Here is a 21,788-nt window from a genome sequence, read left to right on the forward strand (position 1 = left end):
TTGAATCGCCAACGCTCTATCTTGTTGATACAATGGTGCTAATCTCATAATTATCTCCTTATCTTCTAATTCTTGATTGACTCCCAGGTGTTTTTGCAGGTTGTAGAGTAATTCTAACGTGATTCTTCTAAAAGGGTGACTGGGTGCTAACTCCGCTAATTCCTCAATAGCCTGTTTTTGAACAGTTCCTTTTCCTAACATTCTAATCCAAAGAGTTTCATTTGTACGGGGTAGTTGATGAATCACAACTATAGCTGTACGCAATGCTGAACCTAAATAGTATATACCCGGTAAAGAATCGGTTTTTAAGGTAGCATTAAAACTAGATAAAATCTCTGGCGAGGCTGTGGGTGTCAGTATCCATAATTTCGGAGTTTCTGCTTCTTGGAAATTTGTTTTATTGCGTTTTGCTTCTCTTTTTAACACTCCTCTTACTTCTAATAACTTTAACAAACAATCGCAAATTTCATCGGCTGATGCAGGATTGCGAAATGGTTCAAAAATCGCGGGAGTAGATGCAAATTTACCTAATATACCTAAAAGTTGTAAACTGGAATTGGCTTGGGGATAGGGAGAAAAGTAAACATCAATTTCTCGGACTTCTCCGGCGACACGACTAGGTGCTTGAACTTCTCCGTAATTTTTGAGTAGTTCTTCTAAATAGTCTTTGGCGAATTGATCATGAATAAATCTTGTCATATCAAAATTATATCTTAGCAGATGAGATATTTTTCAACTTGTTGAAGTAACACACAGTGAATTTAATATTTGAGATTTTATTATTCCTGATTCTGACAATAATAATATTGAACGCAGATAAACGCGGATAAACGCTGATGATTTTATCGTTATCCCGTTTATTTGTAGGGGTAATTCATGAATTACTCCTACTACGAATATTACCATTCATTCAATGGTGGTAAACTTTTAACTATTCTCACGGTTTCTAAACTGACTCTCACAATCCTTTTGACTAAATCCACTATATAACGGGGATTTTCTGACCAATGGTTAGGGTCATTAATTATGCCACTATCCTTATCTTTAGTGACTTTGTACCTTTCCATTATCCATTCTAGGGCTGATTTGCCATTTACTATATATTCGTAGGCTTCTAGGGGGATTTGGGATAGAGTAAGTTTACTATTATAGATGATGATGGTTTTATCTAGGCCGTTTTTATTCTTACCAAAGACCATTTTTTCGACTCGATAATCTTCCTCATCTAAATATAATTCTTTTTTAAATTCTTCTAATTCATAAGGTTCTATGGTTTCATAGTTTATATGCCAATATGCTAATTCTCTTCCCGCTTTACTGAATGTCCAAAAATCGGCTGTAAAGGGGATTCGTGGTAACATTTTCTTCAGGTCTGACGCAAAGCGTTGTTTATATTCGGGTGAATGTAATACTCCATAAATGTAATAGAAGATGTCTGATTTGGTGATGGTTGTGTCTTCATATTTTTGCTGATATTCTTTGAAAATGCTATCGGGGATGTTTTCTTTTTTGGTGTATTGTTCTGTGGTTGCTGTTGCAAATAGTTCTCCTAGTTCGCTTTGTTTTTCGTAGGTATATAAGGGGAAACATTGACCATTTGCTTGTAGTTGAATATCAGAAAGTGTATTTACTATTAAAGCATTAAAATCTTTTGTAACACCAATTCCAGTTACACAAATTACTAAGTTTTCTAAGTTTTGATTTGGGAAAATTTTAGGCATTTGGCCAACTCGATGATTTAGATAATTGTCAAAATATATCCATTGTTTACAAAATGGTCTATATATACCTTTTACAATAGATTTTTCTTGATATTCAATAATTTTTATTCTTTGTAATTGTTGTTTAAGACTACTTGACCAACTAATCTTTTTTGTGTCTGTATCAACAAAAGATTCTACCAGCTTTTCCTTATCTTTAGTATTAACAAATCTTTTATCTTTTAAATATTCTTTAAATTCTTCAACTTGCTGGTTATAAAAATCAATCATTCTCGTAATATTATCAATAACTGATTGATAAGAGAAGTTATAAACCCAAATATCTCTAGTAGTTTCAAGACCTCTTGAATAAACATCAAAAATAGTTTTACTAGTTGCATCTTTTTTATCACCCAATGAAATAAAACTTTCAAAATCATCATTGCGTTGGTTAATCCAATCATGATTTTCATTAGGGGTGATTTCTTGCCATTTCATAGTAGAAATATCACCGAAATCTTTAATAATATCTAATTTTTCTTTTTGACTTAAATAATCACCAATATCATGATAAAATACCTTATTTTCTGATTTCTTACTGGAATTTTTGATTAAGAAAATAATCGCAATAGTAGCACGACTTCCTGAACCAAAAATTTTACCCCCTTCTTTTCTTGATTGTTCTCCCGAAGTTCTTTGATTACCTCGTAAATTAAAACAATAAATGCTAGTAAATTCATCAACTAAACATTTTCTAAATCCATCCATTGCATTATTATCAATAAATGAACCATTACTAACAAAACAAACTATACCTTGATCTTTTATTCTATCACTTGCCCATCTAAAACCGCGAATATAAGAATCATAAAGACTATTTTTATTAGTAGCACTAGAATATTTAGCGTAACTATTAGCAATTTTTTGATCTAAATTTTCATATTTGAGATTTTTATTACCATCATTTTCGCTTGTTTGTCCAGCAGAATAAGGAGGATTACCAATAATAACAGTAATATCCCTTTGCTTTTGATTAATAACCCGTTGATTATTTTCAGGAAAGATACTTTCTAACAAATAACCTGCATTTTCAAACATTTGAAAAGTATCCGTTAAAACAATGCCATTAAAAGGTTGATAACCATGTAAAGAGGTTGCATTGTGTGAATGTAGAGACGTTCCATGGAACGTCTCTACATCAACGGGTAGAGAAGATTGAGTTAAAAAATGATAACTTTCCTCAATATTAATTGCTGCAATATAATAAGCTAATAAAACAATCTCATTTGCGTGCAATTCTGAGGTAAACTTCCGTTGTAAATCCTCTGGTTTAATTAACCCACTTTGCAACAACCGCACCATAAAAGTACCCGTCCCGGTAAAGGGGTCCAAAACATGAACACCTTCATCAGTTAAACCCACACCAAACTCTTGTTTTAAAGCAAAATCAGCACTTTTAATAATAAAATCTACCACTTCCACGGGAGTATAAACAATACCCAATCTTTCTACCAACCGGGGAAAAGCCGCACGGAAAAATTTATCATATAATTCAATAATGATCCGCTGTTTTCCTTCTGCATTATCAATACCACTAGCGCGTTCTCGCACACTTTGATAAAACTTGTCTAAAGTCTTGACTTCCTTCTGCAAAGATTGACCTTCTAACACATCTAACATTCTTTGCATCGTCTGGGAAACCGGGTTATATTTAGTAAATTCGTAACCCTCAAACAAAGCATCAAAAACCGGTTTGGTAATTAAATGTTGAGATAACATTTCAATGGCTTCATCTTCGGTGACATTAGGATTAATATTTTGATGTAATCCTGTGATAAACTCATCAAATACTTTTTTCGCTTCTGATTCTGAATTTTCTAATAATGCTTTAATTCGGGAAATGTGAGTATCAGCAATCTCCGCTACATTTTTAGCCCATTTTTCCCAATACTGTCTATCACCACATTTAGTAACTATTTTCGCATAAATGGCATTTCTCCATTCTTCAATGGGAAAATTTAATTCTAATTGTTTGTAAGAACTGCCTTTTTTTGCACTTTGAGAACTACCATCATTTTCAGTTTTACCTCCCACTCCAATAACAGCAATTTGGGGAGGACGACGTTTATTTAATTCTATTTTATTGACAGTATCATTAAATCTTTCATCATGAGAACGTAAAGCCTGTAAAACTCGCCAAATTACCTGATATTTTTGATTATCTTTTAAAGCGACTTCGGGAGGTATATCAGCAGGAATACCAACCGGTAAAATAATATAACCGTATTTTTTCCCCTCTGCTTTTCTCATCACTCTACCAACGGACTGTACCACATCCACGACAGAATTACGAGGAGTGAGAAACATCACAGCATCTAACGCAGGAACATCCACCCCTTCCGATAAACACCGCGCATTTGATAAAATTCGACAGATATTACCGCTATTTCCTCCCCTTGTAGGGGGGGTTAGGGGGGGTTCAGCTTTTAACCATTCTAATGCTACTAAGTCAATTCCTGTATCTGGCATATTTCCGCGTTTAGGGAAATCCATCCATAACCAAACTTGGCTAAAATGGTCTTTATAAAAGGGATCAGTTTTCAGATAAGCTAACATTAAACGTTCAAATTTATCACCTAAATCACGGGGAGAGGTGGAAGTTTGTTGATATTCATGTAATATTTTTTGGATAGTCATTTTTATATTTCTCCTTTTTTTTTAGATTTTATTTGTCTGATAGCGAAGCTATTGAGAATCTCATCAATTAAGTAGGTGAACGAAAAAAAAAGGACATAAGTAACGAAAGGTAAAGTTCCCCAAAACCGTTCGGCTGACGCTCACGGCGAAGCCTCTTCCCTGTTACCTGTTCCCTTGTCATAACGACATCATAACGACAATTTTTAACGCCAACTTACTTACCGATTATCCCACAATTGGGCGGCATTTTCCACAGCTTGATCAACGGTTTTTTGTCCTAACATTGCTGCTTGTAAATTTTCGTAAATTGATTTTTGCAAAAGTTTAAAATCTTTAAGTTTAGGGGTTAATACCTCAGCTTGTTGTAACTGTGACGCACTAATTATCCTTCCCTTTTCTGCGGTAGTAGCATTAGCGGGAACTTTCTGAAAATAAGTATCAGACAATGCCTTAATTGTAGAAGGTAAAACATTAGCGGCTTTAGCAAAAGCTAATTGATTTTCATCATTAGTAATAAATAATGCAAATTTAACAGCTTCGTCAGGGTATTTACTATCACGGGGAATGACCATATTCATCACGGCAACATTTTTCTTACCCGTATCCCCCGTAATTTGTGGGGCTATAGCTGAGGCTAGGGCAATCTTGGGGGCATTATTAGCAATGGTTTTGAGAAATTCGGGACCAGAAGCTAAAAAAGCTGTTTCTCCAGATTGGTATAAATCTATAGCGTGACGATGCCCTTGGGTTAAAGATGCCTTTGGTAACAAACCTTTTTTATACAAATCTACCCAATATTGAAAAGCAGCTTTTCCTTGAGGTGTATTAAAACCAGCTTTACCATCAGTATTAACTAGAGTGACACCCATTTGTACCATTGATTCCAGTACCTCACCGGAGTCTTGAGGGACAAAAGTAGCAAAGAAAGCATATTTACCAGTTTTGTCTTTAATTTGTTGTGCCATTTGTGCCAGTTCTGCATAAGTCACAGGCGGTTTTGTAATACCAGCCTGTTTTAATAAACTGGTGTTATAAATAGTCAATCTCGTGGTAAGATACCAAGGAATACCAAAACTCTTGTTATTCAGCGTACTTGCTTGCCAAATATTTGGCAAATAAGAGGAACGAACTTGACTAGAAACTTTATTGTCTAAATTTAACCAAGCATTTTTTCCCGCTAATTGGGAAGCAAAGTCTGGGTTAAGGTTAACAACATCTGGAGGTGTTTTTGCTGATACTGCGGTTAAAACCTTGTTTTCCATGGCCGACCAAGGTACATCTACCCATTTAACTTTGATACTTGGGTTCTGTGATTCAAACGTCCTAATTAGACCCTGAAAATAGGTTGTAAATTGAGGTTGCAGTTGCATTGTCCAGAACTCAATAGTGGCAATTCCTTGAACAGGAGTTTTCGGGCTATTACTGAAAGTGCTGCAACTAACAACAAAACTACTAAATAACCCTAACAAAGCCCAAGAAACCAGGCGTTTAATTTTTAGCGATCGAATCATTTTAATTAAGTGGTATTATGATCAGGGTTGGTTTAAGTAACAGGAGGATCGTTGTCGAGACTATAGAATATATCAATTGGGGTAATTGGTAAAGATTCTTTGCTGACCACAATGAACAACCTATTAAACCTATTAACTTATTGTTCTTGAGTAATCTAGAGGGTAAAATTGTGCTAGAGGCCTTCACTAGTTTGTTTGGTAGATCTAATCAAGTCCTTGGTATTGAACTAACACCTGAAAGGGTAAATTTAGTACAAATACATAAGCAACGTCAAGGTTTAAAAATTAAATCCTTGACAACAGTACCAGTGCCAGATGGCATATTTAGTGATGGTCAAATTATTGACACTCCAGCCATGTCTGAAATTATTCAGCAAGCAGTTGCTGAAAGTAAAATTAAAGCCTCTCATGTTGCTACTTGTATACCAGGCAGAAACGCCATTGTACGTTTAATTAGTGTACCATCAGATTTAGATAACGAAGAGTTGCGGGAATTGATGCTTAACCATGAGGCAGGTTTATATTTACCTTATCCCCAGGAACAAGCTGACATTGACTATCAAACACTTGAACACTTTATAGACGAAGATGGTATTGATAAGGTGCGAGTATTATTGGTTGCCACTCGTAAAGATATCACACAAGGATATTTGGATACTTTTGAACAGGCCGGATTAACTCTTGATACCTTGGAGATTAACAGTTTTGCCCTAATTCGGACTATTCGTGAACAGTTGCAGCTATTAGAACCCACAGAAGCAGCGGTATTAGTTGATATTGAGTTTGATAGTACAGAAATTACCATCGTTATCAACGGTGTACCCCAATTTTCCCGCACAATACCTATTGGTACATATCAACTGCAAACTGCACTGTCAAAGGATATGAACTTACCGATATCACGAAATACGGATCTATTAGAGAGTGTTATTATTCCTGAAAAGTCTAATTTCTTATTTTTCCTGAGTCCACGCGGTCCGACTTTATTCGTGTAGTAGCGATTTATAATCGCCTTATGGTTTTAAAACAACTTCAGAGAAAAGTATGTTTCGCGCCAAAGCCCAAAAGTTGAGAACTTGAGTTTTATTTTAAGTGAGGAGAGTAAATTATGAAACAGTCTGATTATCGTTTTTTCGTACCCGGTGCAGCAGCTTGTATTCTCTTAGCAGCCCAGCCAGTTTTAGCAAAAATAACACAAGTTACTGATGTTGAACTTAATCCCATTCAGGGGGGAATTAGTGTCATTTTAAAAACTGGTACTAAAAATAGCCCCCAAGTATTCAGCACTAAAAAGGGCAAATCCTTAGTTGCGGATATAGTTAATGCTCAATTGCGTTTACCTAAAAGTGGTAATTTCCGTCAAGAAAACCCCGCACCAGGAATCGCTGTGATTGAGATTAAGCAATTAGATACTAATAATATGCAGGTGACAGTCACTGGTACGGATAATGCACCAAATATTCAGCCTGTCAACCGTAGGGATAATAATATTACTTTAGGCTTTACTACTACTGTCGCAAATTCAACAACATCAAACTCTACCAATTCCACAGATAAACCAGGTCAACAGCCAGAGGTTCTAGTTCCTAACCCCCAAGTTACAATTGACGGGAAAATTGCCCAAACCCCAAATCCTGGTCAAGCTTATAAGCAAAGTCCTGTTTTTTTACCTAAAGCTGTGGCCCCACCTGTAGGAGATATTACTCAGTCTAATATTGATACATCTCCTGTGGTGATTGATTTAGGTACAAAAGAACGAGTTCGTCGGTTGGTGTTGCGTGACGCACCTGTAAGAGAGGTTTTATCTTTATTAGCTCGTGCTGCTGGACTGAATTTGGCTTATATAGGTGGGGAAGCAGAAAAACCGCAAGATGCTGAAAATGTAACTAAAACATCTCAGAAGATTTCCTTGGATATAGAAAACGAACCTGTGCAGGATGTTTTTAATTACGTCCTGCGTTTGAGTGGTTTAGAAGCTAACCGCAGTGGACGGACAATTTTTGTTGGGACTCAATTACCTAATTCTAGTCGTAATCTTGTGATGCGTAATCTCCGACTAAATCAGGTAACGGTGGGTGTGGCGTTAAATTTCTTAGTAGCTTTGGGTGCGGAAAGTGCTGTCAGTCGAGAACGACTAGTTACTAGTGTTAATGCTGTACCTGTGGGTGGTGCTGCTAACACCGCAGTTACTCAAACTCAAACGACGACAGAAACAAAAATTGAGACTCAACGGATTACATATACAGATTCAACACCTATACTCAGAGGGTTACAAGCTTCAGGAGACGAGCGGACAAATTCTGTTACATTAATTGGTAGTCCTAAGATGGTGGAGATGGCAGTATCTCAATTAACACAGCTTGATATCCGTCGTCGTCAAGTGGTGGTAAATGTCAAAATTATTGATGTCAACCTGACAGGTACTCAAGATTACAATACCAGTTTTTCTTTTGGGGTTGGTAACAACTTCTTTGTTAATGATGGTGGTGCAGCATCTTTAAATTTTGGTGGTTCTCGACCAGCTACAGGAAGTGAAGTCGCAAACAATTTAAGTGGTGGTACACCTGTTACTCCAAATCCTTATAGTGGAGCTAATACTTTTATTGATTTAAATAGCAGTACTAGTATTCCAAATACTGGTATAGGTGATAGAGTAATTGTAGACGGTGCGCTTGTCAGTGAAAGGCAAGGAGGCACTACACAATTCTTTAACCGTCAAGCAGGAGTTTCACAGAATCCATTTCAAACAGGTTTAACGAACATTACCCAAGGAACACCAAATGTAACTACTATTACAAATATTCCTGCCGTTCCCGCCACTCCTGCCGTTATTGATAACAATGGTAATATTATTAGTCCTGCCGTTCCCGGCACTCCTGCGAGGACAGAAACAACGTATGCACCAGGACAATTGGGTACAGTCACATCAGCTTTACCAAGTTTATACCAATTCCCTAAACGGCTTCTTGCGAGTTTACAAGCTCAAGTTACCAGTGGTAACGCTAAGATTCTCACAGATCCTACCTTAATTGTTCAAGAAGGACAAAATGCAGTAGTTAAGTTAACTACAGAGGTATATGCTGGATTAAAAACTTCATCACAAAGTACAGGAACTACATCACCAACCACATCATCAACCACATCATCCTCTGTCAGCGAACCTATCATCAAGGAAGCAGGTTTATCCTTGAATGTGAAGGTAGAAAGAATTGATGATAACGGTTTTGTATCTTTGTCCGTTGCCCCTACTGTATCTGCTCCGGGTGGTACAGCACAAGCCGGCGGTGATAATGGTACAATTACTCTTTTATCCGAAAGAAGCCTGGCATCTGGTGTATTGCGTCTGCGGGATAGTCAAACGCTTATTCTTTCCGGTATTATTCAAGATACGGATCGAACAAGTGTTTCTAAATTACCTATTTTGGGTGATATTCCCCTGCTGGGTGCGCTGTTTAGGAAAACAAACAAACAGAACGAACGTAGAGAGGTAATTATTTTACTGACACCGCAAATAATGGATGATTCCCAGAATTCTGGCTATGGTTATAATTATACACCCAGTCCCACAGCGCGGGAAATGTTGGAACGTCAGGGGGTGAAGTTGCAACCGCGTTAGTTAGTTTTTGGTGATTATTTGCCAAAATACACGATTTATGGGGGAATTGAGTATTTTGCGGCTAAAACCTCACCTCTCAATTAAAATTGGGATCAGTATTGGGAATAAGTGGAGTTCCTTTGTGTAGTAACGAGTTTTATTTACCCAATACTTTTAATGCTAAGTTAAGAGTTATTAGCCCTTTTTTCCACACTTACCTAATGTCCAGCGTTTATCCCCGAAGACAACGGCAGCTTGAAAGTTTAGTGCAAAAGTTTGGTTTGTCACTAAATGCACCAGTAAAGTGGCAATTATTAGACCTGGCACTAACTCATCCTACCGTCTCCGATACCGCCAATTATGAACAACTAGAATTTGTGGGCGATGCGGTGGTACGTCTAGTGGCAGCTGTGGTATTATGGGAACATTACCCTGATTGCTCCGTTGGTGATTTTGCCGCTATTCGTTCCGTTTTGGTGAGCGATCGCATTCTCGCCCAATTAGCAAGAGAATATGGTTTAGAATTATATTTATTGGTGGCTGGTAGTGCTACTGCTGATCATATCGGCCAAGAATCACGATTAGCAGATTCTTTTGAAGCAGTTCTAGGAGCGCTTTACCTTAGCACCCAAAATCTTAACCTGATTCGTCCTTGGTTAGATTCCCATTTCCAACAGCTAACCACAGAAATTCGTCTTGACCCTGCTAGACTTAATTATAAAGCGGCTTTGCAAGAATGGACTCAAGCACAATTTAAGGTTCTTCCAGAATATCGAGTTTTAGAAATTAGTCAACCCCACCGCAATCATGAACGCTTTTTTGCTGAAGTTTGGCTACATGAAAAAATGTTAGGACAAGGTAAAGGACGTTCTATTAAAGCCGCTGAACAAGCCGCTGCGAAGGAGGCTTATTTGCTAATTAGCACCCAGGTGACAGAGGAGTAATTAAAATCATCTGATATTTATATGTAAATATGTATATATCCAGGTGTTATAACATACCAAATAAAACCAATTACCTCCCCCCAAGGGAGGACGAGGCTAAAAGGATTTTCAACCCACCTCGGTGGGTTTTGTCTGTATAAATGCAGTTTATCAGCTACTAACCTAATTTGCTACTCTTCTATTCTGCTTTTACCCAAAAATCTGCGGTTTTAATATTTCCATTACGGTTAAATTGTAGCCACATTTTATATGTTCCTGATTTGGGAAATTTTGTCTCAAATTCTATTTTTCCATCTGGGCTATTTTTGAGTGCATGAGCATGAATATAATCGGATTTTGTCAGGGGAGATGAACTTTTAATAATCACTAAATGACCTTTTTCTCCTAAGTAGGGTTGCAGGTCTTTAATGGGTTGATTTTTATTGTCTTTTAAATCAAAAATTAAACTTACTTTTTTACCAGCTTGCAGATTTTTTTCAGAAATATTCAGATTGACTTGAGTATCTGTTAAGGTTTTAGTTTTTGTGAATTTTTCTAAATCTCTTGAGGGTGAAACTGAACCGGGAATTGTGATCTTCATTAAAGAGACATTTTCCTTTTCTCCAGCGGGTTTATAATCACTGAAAAGTGTATAATTTCCTGATTCTGGAAAATTTGCAGTTACTTGAAATCGTCCATTTTCTTTGTATTCGGGGTGAATATGAGCAAAGGATTTTAAATCATCCCTAACGACAATTAAGTGCATGATTTTTTCCTGGAAAATGTCAAATTTATTCACAGGTTTTCCCATAGCATCTTGAATATCTATGACTAAATTAACTGCTTGATTGGGAGTTAAAGTTTTGGGAGCATTTAATGTCGCTTTAGTAGTTGTTTGTGAATTATTTTCATGATTCATATTTTCCATAGAATGTCCCTCATGTCCACCCATGGAATCATGATCATGATTCATCATCATACTAGGAGAAACTTCTACTTTAGTAGATTTAGTAGTTGATGAACAAGCGGGAGCTACTAATAAAGTTGTCACAACAAAAATACCTGATAAAAATCGTTTCATTTGAGGAATGTTGTAATTTTTAATTTATCGGCTAGTTTGACTTCTAACTCGATTACCAATAGCATCTTTTTTTTCTGCATTCGGTAATAAAGCTAGATCAGTTAAGGGTAATTTGATGATTACCGTTGTTCCTTGATTTAAACCCAAACTCTGCAAACTAATTCTACCACCCATCAGTTCAATTAAATTCCGGGAAATTGCTAAACCTAATCCAGTTCCTTCAAATTTGCGCGTAGTTGTACCGTCAACCATGACAAAGGGACGAAATAGTTTATTTTGCTCTCCTGGATCAATACCAATTCCTGTGTCCTTAATGGACACTATAGCATAAGGCTGATGACTATTTGTGTAAATATTTGTACTAATTTGAATACTACCTTCATCTGTGAATTTAGTAGCATTACCAATAATATTAATTAGCACTTGTTTAAGTTTAACTATATCTGCCTTAATTGGGATGGGTTTATCACCTATATTACAAATTAATTGCAGTCTTTTGGATTGGATATTAACTGATTGTAAGTTAATTACTTCTAATAATAATTGACGTAAATCTAGAGGTACTATAATTACGGAAAGTTTACCAGCTTCTATTTTAGAAATATCCAATAAATCATTGATTAAACCTAATAAATGAATTGCTGTATCATCGGCTTTTTTGAGAAATTCTAATTCTTCTTCTCTGTTATCACACAAACCATCACGAACCAGACGAACACAATTAATAATAATATTAAGTGGGTTTCTTAATTCATGGGAAGTTGTTGCTAAAAATTGACTTTTAATTTGGTTAGCTGATTTAGCTTCCTTCCAAGCAATTTCTAATTCTTCGGCCCAATCTTTGAGTCTTTCTACCATTTGATCTAATGCTTGTGCTAGTTGGTTAAATTCCCGAATTTTGAAATTACGGGGAATGGGTTGGGCTGCGTGGTGACTATGAAGATTAACAGCATAGTCGCGTAGTTCTTCTATTGGACCTGCTAAACAAGGAACTAAATAAAATGATGCTAATAAACTTGCACCAATTAAACCCACTGTTAAGACAATCAGAATTAGTTTAATTTCTTCTAAACCAAATAGAGCATTTTCTACACTGGTAACTGCTAGAATAATCCATCTTTGTGATGGTTTTGTGGTTATAGGTTTAGCGGTAGCTGTAAAACCAGCGACCAATTCTTCTCCTTCTTTAAAAGATAAATTACTAGAATTATTACTTCCAGCTAAAGCATCTTTAACTATAGCTTGTATTCTTTCTACATCGGGATAATTTTTAATATTAGTACCGATTCTTTCCGGTAATAAATGAGCTAAAACCCTACCATCTTCAGAAATTACCACTAAAGAACCAGTAAGAGAGCCTCGATGATTGGGAGTTTGTTGATATAATGTGGTTTTAATGCTTAATCGGTAAGCTAAATTACCACGTTGATTAGCAACAGGAATTGATAAAAACAACTGAAGTTGATTTTGTTTATCTCGTTTGCCAGTTTTTCCCGCTGGGGGTGGTAATATAAATTGAATATCAACATCATTATTGGTAGGAGATAAACCTGATGGGGTAATTTCTTGATCACCACAACTACTAGCAATTATATCACCTTTTTTAATATGGGTGAGTTGTAAACAATCAATTTGGGTTGGTAGTTGGTTTTTCAGTTGTTTAAGAAATTCCTCAATTTCTCCAGATGATCCAGAATCAATTACTTTCGTTTGACTAGCGGTAATTAAATTGGAACGTAAAGCAGCGATATCATCACTAATTTTTTCTCCTTTGTTAACCGCACTTTCTGTTAAATTCTGTCTAGCTGTATTCAAAAGGCTGGAACGGGCTTTATTGAGAGCGACTAATTCACCTACTAATAAAACCGGGACAAATACCAGCAGTATTCTTGTTACTAAAATTCGTCTAAATGACGATTGACTAGATTTAACCATCTGTTGTCTCTCTTCGCATCCTTAAACCACCATCAAAAGATATGTAATTCTCTCCAAAGGAGACACTTTATAAAGTAAACAGCAGATTTTATCAGCTTAATCACAATTTTTAATAGATAGAAAATAGGTGAAAATTGAAAATTAGAACTTAAAAAATTAGAACTTAAAAAGTTATTACCAATTACCAATTAGTAATTCCTCACCTATTAATTCATCTGTCTTACCTAAAAATAAATATGATGTCCTAGAAATCATAAAAGATAGATATAGTGAATATTGTTGCATATCAATATGGAAACAGTAAAATTTATCAACATTGTCTTATAACTATAAACTATGAGAAAATCTACACAGCAGCTAAAAATTATCAAAGTAAATTAATGATAGAAAAACGCCCTCATACCACAGTAATTTTAGCCATGAGTGCTGATGGTAAAATAGCAGATTTTAACCGCTCCCCCGCTCGATTTGGCTCATTAAATGATAAACTCCACCTGGAAAAACAAATTGCTGCTGCTGATGCTGTTTTATTCGGTGCTGATACCCTTCGTGCTTACGGTACGACAATGATAATATCAGAGTCAATACTCTTGCAACAAAGAAAAAAAGTAAATAATCACCCCCAACCTGTTCATATAGTGATTTCCCATTCAGCTAATCTCAATCCGGACATTAAATTTTTTCAACAACCGGTGAGACGTTGGTTACTGACAACTTCTCTAGGGGCTTCTGTTTGGGAAAAAAGTTCAGCATTTGAACAAATTTTAGTATTTGAAACTGCTAGAGGAGAAATTGACATTCTGGCTGTTGTAAAATACTTAGCAGGTGTAGAAATTAGCCGTCTAGCTATTTTAGGAGGAGGACAATTAGTAGCATCTTTTCTTGAATTGGATTTAATTGATGAAATATGGCTAACTATTTGTCCACTGATTTTAGGTGGTAATACCGCTCCTTCACCCGTAGGAAGAACAGGATTTTTATCGGCTCTTGCTCCTCAGTTACAATTATTAGAAGTAGCTACAGTTGAGCAAGAAGTATTTTTACACTATGGGGTAATTCATAAGTCAGAGTTAAATCTAAAATCCCAAATTTTTTAACAATTATACAATGATCAAAGCACACAAATCTAACTACTCTGTTACTTGGACTCACACAATCGCGGATGTTCCTAAATCTGCTTGGGATGCTTTAGCAATACCCTTAAAAACCCCTTTTTTAGAATGGGATTGGTTACATACTTTGGAAGTATCTCATAGCGCTACAGCCAATGCTGGTTGGTTACCAAATCACCTGATTTTATGGCGAAATGGAACTTTAATCGCTGCTGCTCCTTTATATTTAAAAGGACATAGCCAAGGGGAATTTGTCTTTGATCATCAATGGGCTGAATTAGCATCTCGCTTAGGAATAGAATATTATCCCAAACTTCTGGGAATGACACCATTTACTCCCGCAGAAGGCTATCGCTTTTTAATTTCACCGGGAGAAGATGAGGAAGAAATTACAGCTTTAATGATCTATGAAATTGATAGTTTTTGCGTTAAACATCGCATTTCTAGCTGTCATTTTCTCTATGTTGATCCCCAATGGCGACCAATTTTAGAAAAACAGGGTTTGACAACTTGGTTACATCATAGTTATATTTGGAAAAATGCTGATTTTACAACTTTTGATGATTATTTAACTGGATTTAATGCTAATCAAAGACGCAATATTAAACGGGAACGTAAAGCTGTGGAACAAGCGGGTTTAAAACTTCAAGCTATGACCGGTGACGAAATTCCCCCATCTATGTTTCCCTTAATGTATGATTTCTATGCTGATACTTGCGATAAGTTTGGTTGGTGGGGTAGCAAATATCTGACAAAGCAATTTTTTGAACAGCTATACCATAATTATCGTCATCGCGTTGTATTTTTTGCTGCTTATCACCAAGAAGATCAAGATCAGCGTCAACCCCTGGGAATGTCTTTTTGTTTATTTAAAGAAAATCAACTCTATGGACGTTATTGGGGGAGTTTTCAAGACATAGATTGCTTACATTTTGACGCTTGTTATTATACACCAATTGCATGGGCGATCGCTCACAATATCCAAACTTTTGATCCCGGCGCTGGTGGTAAACATAAAAAACGCCGTGGTTTTCCCGCTACTCCTAATCACAGTCTCCACCGCTTTTATAACAACCGTCTAGAAAAGATTATCCTGCCTTGGATTCGAGAAGTCAATCACATCGAACAACAAGAAATAGACGCTATTAATGCAGAATTACCTTTTAAATAGCAAAATATAGCTCGCTTTTAGATCCCGGAATTCTCAAAGCAGTTCGGGATCTACCTAAATGATCTATAATTAGACTCAAGATATAATCTCAAAACTCTCAATAAATTTACTTTTGATAAAGCGCATGGATTTACTACTTGAAGATTTGACAGCAATTGATCATAAACTTTCCCAACGTCATATTGATCTTGACCCCAATGGCTATTTTATCATCTACATAGACAAAAATGAACGATTGATTTATGCCAAGCACTTCACTAATATTATTAATGAGCGTGGTTTAGCAGTAGATCCAGAAACAGGTAAGGTCATTCCCGTACGCGGTAAAGTGGAAAGAACACACACAACCGTATTTAGTGGCCGCACAGCTAAGGAACTCTGTATTAAGATATTTGAAGCGACTCCAGATTGTCCTGTTACCTTCTTAGATCATGCAGCTTACTTAGGTAGAGAATTTGTCCGCGCTGAATTAGCTTTAGTATGCGGTAAAGATTATATTCAAGATTGATTATGAATAGTGATGAGTAAATACTTAACTCATCACTTATTCCCTATTCCCCTGATTCTTTAGATTCTTTAGTTGCTGGTTGAAACACTTGGTAAATATAATATGTGGCCATGGGAATCACAGTAGCCGCAATTAAAAGCCCCACAACCCAAACAGTAGCATTACCTTTATCGGTATTTTCCGCCTTAGTGAATGTTCCTTCTACTTTGACAGTTTCTATTGTTTGTGGTGGACCTGGATCTGGTTTACCAGATAGAACCGCAGCCAGGCGATCGCTCACATCCAAAAAACCTTGATTATATTTATTGCCATTACGCAATAATGTACCTAATGTTTCTTCAGTAATACTCTGGGCGATACTATCAGTCAATAGAGGCTTAATATTATCACCACTAATTAAAACAGTCCCATTAGTAACAGTGTCAACTAGTAATAACACTTGATTAGCTTGCTCTGCTGCTGTAGGAAACCATTTAGTAAATAATTCTTGTCCAAAACTTTCTGGTGTTTCACCGTAGTCAAGCCGATGAATTGTTACAAGTCTTACTTCCCGACCAGTTTCCTGAGCCAAATCCTTGAAAGTCTTAGTCAGATTACCTTCATTAAATCGGCTAATCACATCACCTTGATCTAAAATCCAAGTATCTGCTGTTAAACCTGGCATTTCGTATACACTAGTAGCAGAAGCAGGTAAAATAAACAGCGAAGTCCCCATCACCATTACCAGTAGAGGTAAAAGAAAACGAGTAAAGTATTTTTTGTTACTAAATATTTTTTTGAGTAACTGTTGCATGGTATGAATCCTTAAACAGACTTGCAATCAAAATACTACATAATGAGGTAATTAGTAATTGGTAATTGGTAAGAAGTTCTTACCGCTGTACTCCAGCGTCGGCGGGGATATGTAACTTTATTAAGGTAATATTAAATTTAATAAAAGTAAAAAAATCTTTGTTTAAGGAAATATCATGACAGCCTCTACCACCTTTGACTTAGTAGCACTAAATCAGCAATTGGAAACCGCAACCCCCAAGGAAATTTTAGCCTGGTCTATCAAGAATATCCCCACGGGACTGGTACAAACTAGTGCCTTTAACGTTGATGACATCATCTTGACACATATACTGTATACAGAACTTCAGCATCCAGTTCCGGTAATTTTTCTTGATACCCTCTATCACTTTCCCCAAACCCTAGAATTAGTTGCTAAAGCCCAAGAACTCTATAACCTTGATTTAAAAACCTATAAAACACCAGATGTAGATAGTCGTGAAGCCTTTGCTGCTAAATTTGGTCCAGCCCTTTGGGATACAGATATTGCTAAATTCCACGATATTACCAAAATTGAACCATTGCAACGGGGTTTAGATGAACTGAATACCGTAGCCTGGATTACAGGTCGCCGTCGTGATCAAGCTGTTACCCGTGCTACCATGCCTGTATTAGAATTAGATGGTAAAGGAAGATTGAAAATTAACCCCCTAGCCACTTGGACCCGTAAACAAAGTTGGGAGTATGTAGCTGAACATAAGGTAATTTACAACCCTCTCCATGACCAAGGTTATCCCAGTATTGGCGACGAACCTATTACCACTAAAGTAGGTGAAGGTGAAGACGAACGCGCTGGACGTTGGCGCGGAAGTGAAAAAACTGAGTGCGGAATTCATATTTAGTCAGTTGTTAGCAGTCTGGACGACTAAACCCCCGACTTCTTGAACCAGTCGGGGATCATCCTACAATTAAATAAATTATGAAAATTCTTCATCTTTCAGATATCCATATTGGTAGCGGTTTTTGTCACGGGCGTGTTAATCCCCTCACAGGTTTAAATACACGATTGGAGGATTTTGTCAAGACATTATCTTTGTGTATTGACCGGGCGTTAAATGGTGGTGTAGATTTAGTTTTATTTGGTGGTGATGCTTTTCCTAATGCGACACCTGCGCCCTATGTTCAAGAAGCCTTTGCTAATCAATTTCGTCGCTTAGTAGACGCAGATATTCCCACAGTATTATTAGTGGGAAATCATGACCAACATTCCCAAGGTTTGGGAGGCGCTAGTTTAAATATTTACCGAACCTTGGCTGTACCAGGTTTTGTGGTTGGTGATACTTTGACCACTCACCGCATTTCTACTCGCAATGGAGATATACAAATAATTACTCTCCCTTGGTTAACTCGTTCTACTTTGATGACTCGTCAAGAAACTCAGGGTTCTTCTTTGGCCGAAGTTAATCAATTACTCACAGAACGTTTACAGGTGGTCATAGAGGGCGAAATTCGTCGTCTTGACCCTAGTATTCCTACGGTACTTTTAGCCCATTTAATGGCTGATAATGCAACTTTGGGCGCAGAACGCTTATTAGCAGTGGGTAAGGGTTTTACTTTACCTTTGTCTTTGTTAACTCGCTCATGTTTTGATTATGTGGCTTTAGGTCATGTTCATAAACACCAAAATCTAAATAAATCTAATGACCCACCAGTGATTTATCCTGGAAGTATTGAACGGGTAGATTTTAGTGAGGAGAAGGAAGATAAAGGTTATGTCATGATAGAGTTGGAAAGGGGGAAGGTAAATTGGGAATTTTGTCCTTTACCGGTGCGAATATTTCGGACAATTGAAGTAGATTTATCTAAACACGATGATCCACAAGCAGCTTTATTAAAAGGAATTGCTAAATATGATATTCAAGACAATGTAGTGCGACTGATTTACAAATTGCGCTCAGATCAATTGGATTTAATTGATAACTCTTCCCTCAACAATGCTTTAAAATCCGCCCATACTTACACCATTCAAGCAGAACTAGTCAGTCAGTTAGCAAAACCCCGGATTCCTGAATTGAGTACGAGTAGTAGTATTGACCCAATGTCTGCTTTAAAAACATACTTAAATAATCGGGAGGATTTAAAAGATATCGCCCCGTCTATGTTGGAAGCAGCGCAGAATTTGTTAACAGATGATCAGGAAATTTTTTTAGTACCATAGGGGGGAATGAAAAAGCAACAATTCAAGAGTCAGAATATTTGTTTGTAGCAGAAATCTACAGTAGAAAATTTTTTCATCATTAGCAGCAGAAATTGATCAAATGATTTATCAAATTTATAATTTAAGCCCAAAGGAAATTGAAACTATAGAAAGTTATAGCGGGTAGAGATTTACTATTACTAAACCCCTAAGATTAATTCATAAATATCAGAATTTTTGTGAATTGGTATAACATACCAACATACTGTAAATCCTCGATACTCCAATTCAGACAAAAAATTAATCAGGATTTTATTAAATATTTCCTTGTGAAAAAATAGTTAACCAAATAGGAGAATAAAACATTGTTAACATCAGTAATTTCCATAATTGATATCTTTAGTCAAGTTCAACCAATTTCTAATAATTGTAAATATCTTTCTCCAGAACAATTGGACCTGCAAAATAAACACAGAACGAGTATTTTACCCTGGAGAGGTCAATTTTCACCTGAATTAATAGAACTATTCCTCAAAGTTTACGCTCATCCTCATAATGTCATTTTAGACCCATTTGCAGGTAGTGGAACAACCTTATTTGAATCTGCACGTCAAGGTTTATCTTGTTATGGTACTGAAATAAATCCTGCTGCTGTAGAAATGGCTAAAACTGCTCATTTTGTAAATATAGAACCTGCCAAAAGACAAAAATTAATTAACTTAGCTGAGGAAATTATTGATAAACATTTATTACCCTTTGCAGGAGACTTATTTTTTTATGGTTTTTCTGAAAAACAAACATCTTTAGATAAACAAGAAATCGAAAAAAATTTTATTATTAAAATAATCGAAGAATGTGATCATCAACAAATATTGCAAAATTTACTGATCAATGCAATTATTAACTACCATCAACAAAATCAACCAAGAGAATTAATCACCTTTAGAAAAGCATTACAAAAGCATATCAATATTATTAAATATTTGCCCTATTCTCCTCATCCCTGTCAAGTTATTCATCAAGATGCTAGAAATATTCCTTTATCAGATAATAGTATAGATATCGTGATCACATCTCCTCCATATATTAATGTATTTAATTATCATCAAAACAATCGTATAACAATGGAAATGTTAGGTTGGAATTTACTAACAGTAGCAAAATCGGAAATAGGTGCTAATAGGAAACATCGTCAAAACAGGTTTTTAACTGTTATTCAATACGCCCTAGATATACTAGATGTTTTGAAAGAGATGCACAGATTAACTAAACAAAATGGTAGAGTAATTATTGTAATTGGCAGAGAATCAAATATACGTGGTGTACCATTTAAAAATGGTACATTATTAGCTAATTTAGCTGTTCAAGGTGCGGGTTTTAAAATTGATTTAATTCAAGAAAGAAAGTTTAGAAATAAGTTCGGAAAAATAATTTATGAAGATATTTTACATTTAGTCCCTGAAAAAAATGCTAACATAGCAGATGATACTTTAGCGAGAGAATTAGCAAAGGAGTTTTTAACAGCAGCTTCAGAAAATATAGAAGGAGATATTTATGAAGAAATAATTAATGCTAAAAACCGTGCTAATTTGGTGCAAAAATCACCTATATTTAAAGTTGATTATTTATAAGGTTACTCAAGATTAAATTTTTAAGTTATGAAAACTTATCCTACCCCACATTTTGAAAAACTCAAGGCTTTACTGGATAATTCTAAACTTCCAGTTAATGATCAACCTAGAGTTAATGAAGCAATGGACATTTATAAAATATGGATTAATAATTTAAGACAAACTATAACGTCTCAAGTGACATCAAAACAAATGCTACATACTCTATTAAAGTTGTTGATTGATTACAAAAATTATATAGATATCAAATTAATTTTTGATAGTCCTAACGATTTTTTATATAGACAAAAGGGGCAATTAAAATTAGATAATACGATAATTGAGGAATTTTTGCCATATCTTATTAACCCCATTATTATACCAGAAATAGAAAAATTAGATGCCGAGTTTGGACCTATTAAAGCATTTTCTTCTGTTTACTTTGAGTCTAGTTTAACAATTCCAGCTTTAGGAGGTGGTTTAAGTGTTAGAAGCAAAAACCAAGATTTTGCAATTACTAGAAAACTCTACTTAAAAGCATCTCATTTTCCAGATTTTACACAAGAAAAAACTATAATTACTAATCTGGCTTATATTGCTGTAGAATGTAAAACCAATCTTGATAAAACTATGTTTCAAGAAGGATGTGCAACCGCACATGATGTGAAAACAGCAGTTCCTGGAGCAAAATATTTTCTGCTATGTGAATGGTTAGATATGTCTCCTATTAGCACTGCTCCCACGGATATTGATGAAGTCATTTTGTTAAGAAAGGCCAAAAGAATTAATTCTAATATTAGAACACATTTTGCCACTTATAAAGGTCGGTTAGATTATCGAGATTATTATATTCAATACTTGGAAAATAATTCATTTAGAATTGAAGTTTTTGAGCATTTTATTAATAACATTCGTAGTCTTCTAAATAATGAAGGTTTAGACGAGAGTAATGTTTTGGAGATTGGTTATTTTTAAAG

General features: G+C 35.8%; 15 protein-coding genes and 1 pseudogene. 10 read left to right on the top strand and 6 right to left on the bottom strand.

Features of this window, described 5'->3' with window-relative positions:
* The 3 genes from ACIR131C_RS22130 to ACIR131C_RS0106915 all read right to left on the bottom strand — a co-directional run.
* On the bottom strand, window positions 1-699 hold a 699-nt coding region (locus ACIR131C_RS22130), incomplete at its 3' end, for a hypothetical protein (protein ID WP_231395413.1).
* Between the two features lie 200 nt (window positions 700-899).
* Complete coding sequence (locus ACIR131C_RS22135; RefSeq protein WP_155963042.1) at window positions 900-4,397, bottom strand: type ISP restriction/modification enzyme; 3,498 nt, start codon at window positions 4,395-4,397, stop codon at window positions 900-902.
* A 218-nt stretch (window positions 4,398-4,615) separates the two neighbouring features.
* Window positions 4,616-5,908: an ABC transporter substrate-binding protein gene (locus tag ACIR131C_RS0106915; protein ID WP_028089604.1), complete on the bottom strand. Its 1,293-nt coding sequence runs from the start codon at window positions 5,906-5,908 to the stop codon at window positions 4,616-4,618.
* A 170-nt stretch (window positions 5,909-6,078) separates the two neighbouring features.
* Between ACIR131C_RS0106915 and pilM the strand changes: the two are divergent.
* From pilM to rnc, 3 genes and pseudogenes are all read left to right on the top strand, one after another.
* Window positions 6,079-6,846: pseudogene (gene pilM / locus ACIR131C_RS22140) on the top strand (type IV pilus assembly protein PilM); the annotation flags it as partial.
* A gap of 170 nt (window positions 6,847-7,016) precedes the next feature.
* Window positions 7,017-9,524, top strand: coding sequence for a type IV pilus secretin family protein (locus ACIR131C_RS0106925; protein WP_028089605.1), 2,508 nt, complete (start codon window positions 7,017-7,019; stop codon window positions 9,522-9,524).
* Between the two features lie 200 nt (window positions 9,525-9,724).
* The gene (rnc, locus tag ACIR131C_RS0106930) at window positions 9,725-10,447 is read left to right on the top strand and encodes a ribonuclease III (protein WP_028089606.1); all 723 of its coding nucleotides are present in this window, start codon (window positions 9,725-9,727) and stop codon (window positions 10,445-10,447) included.
* Between the two features lie 178 nt (window positions 10,448-10,625).
* Here the strand turns inward: rnc and ACIR131C_RS0106935 are convergent, their stop codons facing one another.
* Together ACIR131C_RS0106935 and ACIR131C_RS22145 are read right to left on the bottom strand one after the other, a co-directional pair.
* Entirely contained in the window at window positions 10,626-11,507 is an 882-nt protein-coding gene (locus tag ACIR131C_RS0106935) for a hypothetical protein (protein ID WP_028089607.1), read from the bottom strand.
* 24 nt (window positions 11,508-11,531) lie between these two features.
* Window positions 11,532-13,442, bottom strand: a complete 1,911-nt coding sequence (locus tag ACIR131C_RS22145; RefSeq protein WP_035371621.1) for a sensor histidine kinase — start codon at window positions 13,440-13,442, stop codon at window positions 11,532-11,534.
* 380 nt (window positions 13,443-13,822) lie between these two features.
* Between ACIR131C_RS22145 and ACIR131C_RS0106945 the strand changes: the two genes are divergently transcribed.
* The 3 genes from ACIR131C_RS0106945 to ACIR131C_RS0106955 all read left to right on the top strand — a co-directional run bounded on the left by ACIR131C_RS0106945 (window position 13,823) and on the right by ACIR131C_RS0106955 (window position 16,233).
* Window positions 13,823-14,539, top strand: coding sequence for a RibD family protein (locus ACIR131C_RS0106945; RefSeq protein ID WP_028089608.1), 717 nt, complete (start codon window positions 13,823-13,825; stop codon window positions 14,537-14,539).
* Window positions 14,540-14,549: 10 nt separating this feature from the next.
* Window positions 14,550-15,725, top strand: coding sequence for a GNAT family N-acetyltransferase (locus tag ACIR131C_RS0106950; protein ID WP_028089609.1), 1,176 nt, complete (start codon window positions 14,550-14,552; stop codon window positions 15,723-15,725).
* 124 nt (window positions 15,726-15,849) lie between these two features.
* Complete coding sequence (locus tag ACIR131C_RS0106955) at window positions 15,850-16,233, top strand: DUF4346 domain-containing protein (protein ID WP_028089610.1); 384 nt, start codon at window positions 15,850-15,852, stop codon at window positions 16,231-16,233.
* Between the two features lie 43 nt (window positions 16,234-16,276).
* On the opposite strand, the gene psb32 is transcribed toward ACIR131C_RS0106955, so the two are convergent.
* On the bottom strand, window positions 16,277-17,026 hold the full coding sequence (gene psb32 / locus ACIR131C_RS0106960) for a photosystem II repair protein Psb32 (protein ID WP_028089611.1): 750 nt from the start codon (window positions 17,024-17,026) through the stop codon (window positions 16,277-16,279).
* Window positions 17,027-17,201: 175 nt separating this feature from the next.
* Here psb32 and cysH point away from each other — a divergent pair, with 175 nt between their 5' ends.
* From cysH to ACIR131C_RS22150, 4 genes are all read left to right on the top strand, one after another.
* On the top strand, window positions 17,202-17,906 hold the full coding sequence (cysH, locus tag ACIR131C_RS0106965; protein WP_028089612.1) for a phosphoadenosine phosphosulfate reductase: 705 nt from the start codon (window positions 17,202-17,204) through the stop codon (window positions 17,904-17,906).
* A 74-nt stretch (window positions 17,907-17,980) separates the two neighbouring features.
* Window positions 17,981-19,222, top strand: coding sequence for an exonuclease subunit SbcD (gene sbcD, locus ACIR131C_RS0106970; protein ID WP_028089613.1), 1,242 nt, complete (start codon window positions 17,981-17,983; stop codon window positions 19,220-19,222).
* Window positions 19,223-19,566: 344 nt separating this feature from the next.
* Window positions 19,567-20,832: a DNA methyltransferase gene (locus ACIR131C_RS0106975; protein WP_051347508.1), complete on the top strand. Its 1,266-nt coding sequence runs from the start codon at window positions 19,567-19,569 to the stop codon at window positions 20,830-20,832.
* 27 nt (window positions 20,833-20,859) lie between these two features.
* Entirely contained in the window at window positions 20,860-21,786 is a 927-nt protein-coding gene (locus ACIR131C_RS22150) for a Bpu10I family restriction endonuclease (protein WP_028089615.1), read from the top strand.
* The last annotated feature ends 2 nt before the right edge of the window (window positions 21,787-21,788 follow it).

This window comes from Dolichospermum circinale AWQC131C (assembly GCF_000426905.1).
Classification (GTDB): Bacteria; Cyanobacteriota; Cyanobacteriia; order Cyanobacteriales; family Nostocaceae; genus Dolichospermum; species Dolichospermum circinale.

What these genes read in the sequence shown, in the direction of transcription:
- ACIR131C_RS0106945 (WP_028089608.1), top strand. Translation starts at nt 13,823, where the DNA reads ATGATAGAAAAACGCCCTCATACCACAGTAATTTTAGCCATGAGTGCT.
- ACIR131C_RS0106925 (WP_028089605.1), top strand. Translation starts at nt 7,017, where the DNA reads ATGAAACAGTCTGATTATCGTTTTTTCGTACCCGGTGCAGCAGCTTGT.
- cysH (WP_028089612.1), top strand. Translation starts at nt 17,202, where the DNA reads ATGACAGCCTCTACCACCTTTGACTTAGTAGCACTAAATCAGCAATTG.
- ACIR131C_RS22135 (WP_155963042.1), bottom strand. Translation starts at nt 4,397, where the DNA reads ATGACTATCCAAAAAATATTACATGAATATCAACAAACTTCCACCTCT.
- ACIR131C_RS0106935 (WP_028089607.1), bottom strand. Translation starts at nt 11,507, where the DNA reads ATGAAACGATTTTTATCAGGTATTTTTGTTGTGACAACTTTATTAGTA.
- ACIR131C_RS0106955 (WP_028089610.1), top strand. Translation starts at nt 15,850, where the DNA reads ATGGATTTACTACTTGAAGATTTGACAGCAATTGATCATAAACTTTCC.
- psb32 (WP_028089611.1), bottom strand. Translation starts at nt 17,026, where the DNA reads ATGCAACAGTTACTCAAAAAAATATTTAGTAACAAAAAATACTTTACT.
- ACIR131C_RS0106950 (WP_028089609.1), top strand. Translation starts at nt 14,550, where the DNA reads ATGATCAAAGCACACAAATCTAACTACTCTGTTACTTGGACTCACACA.
- ACIR131C_RS22145 (WP_035371621.1), bottom strand. Translation starts at nt 13,442, where the DNA reads ATGGTTAAATCTAGTCAATCGTCATTTAGACGAATTTTAGTAACAAGA.
- ACIR131C_RS22150 (WP_028089615.1), top strand. Translation starts at nt 20,860, where the DNA reads ATGAAAACTTATCCTACCCCACATTTTGAAAAACTCAAGGCTTTACTG.
- ACIR131C_RS0106915 (WP_028089604.1), bottom strand. Translation starts at nt 5,908, where the DNA reads ATGATTCGATCGCTAAAAATTAAACGCCTGGTTTCTTGGGCTTTGTTA.
- rnc (WP_028089606.1), top strand. Translation starts at nt 9,725, where the DNA reads ATGTCCAGCGTTTATCCCCGAAGACAACGGCAGCTTGAAAGTTTAGTG.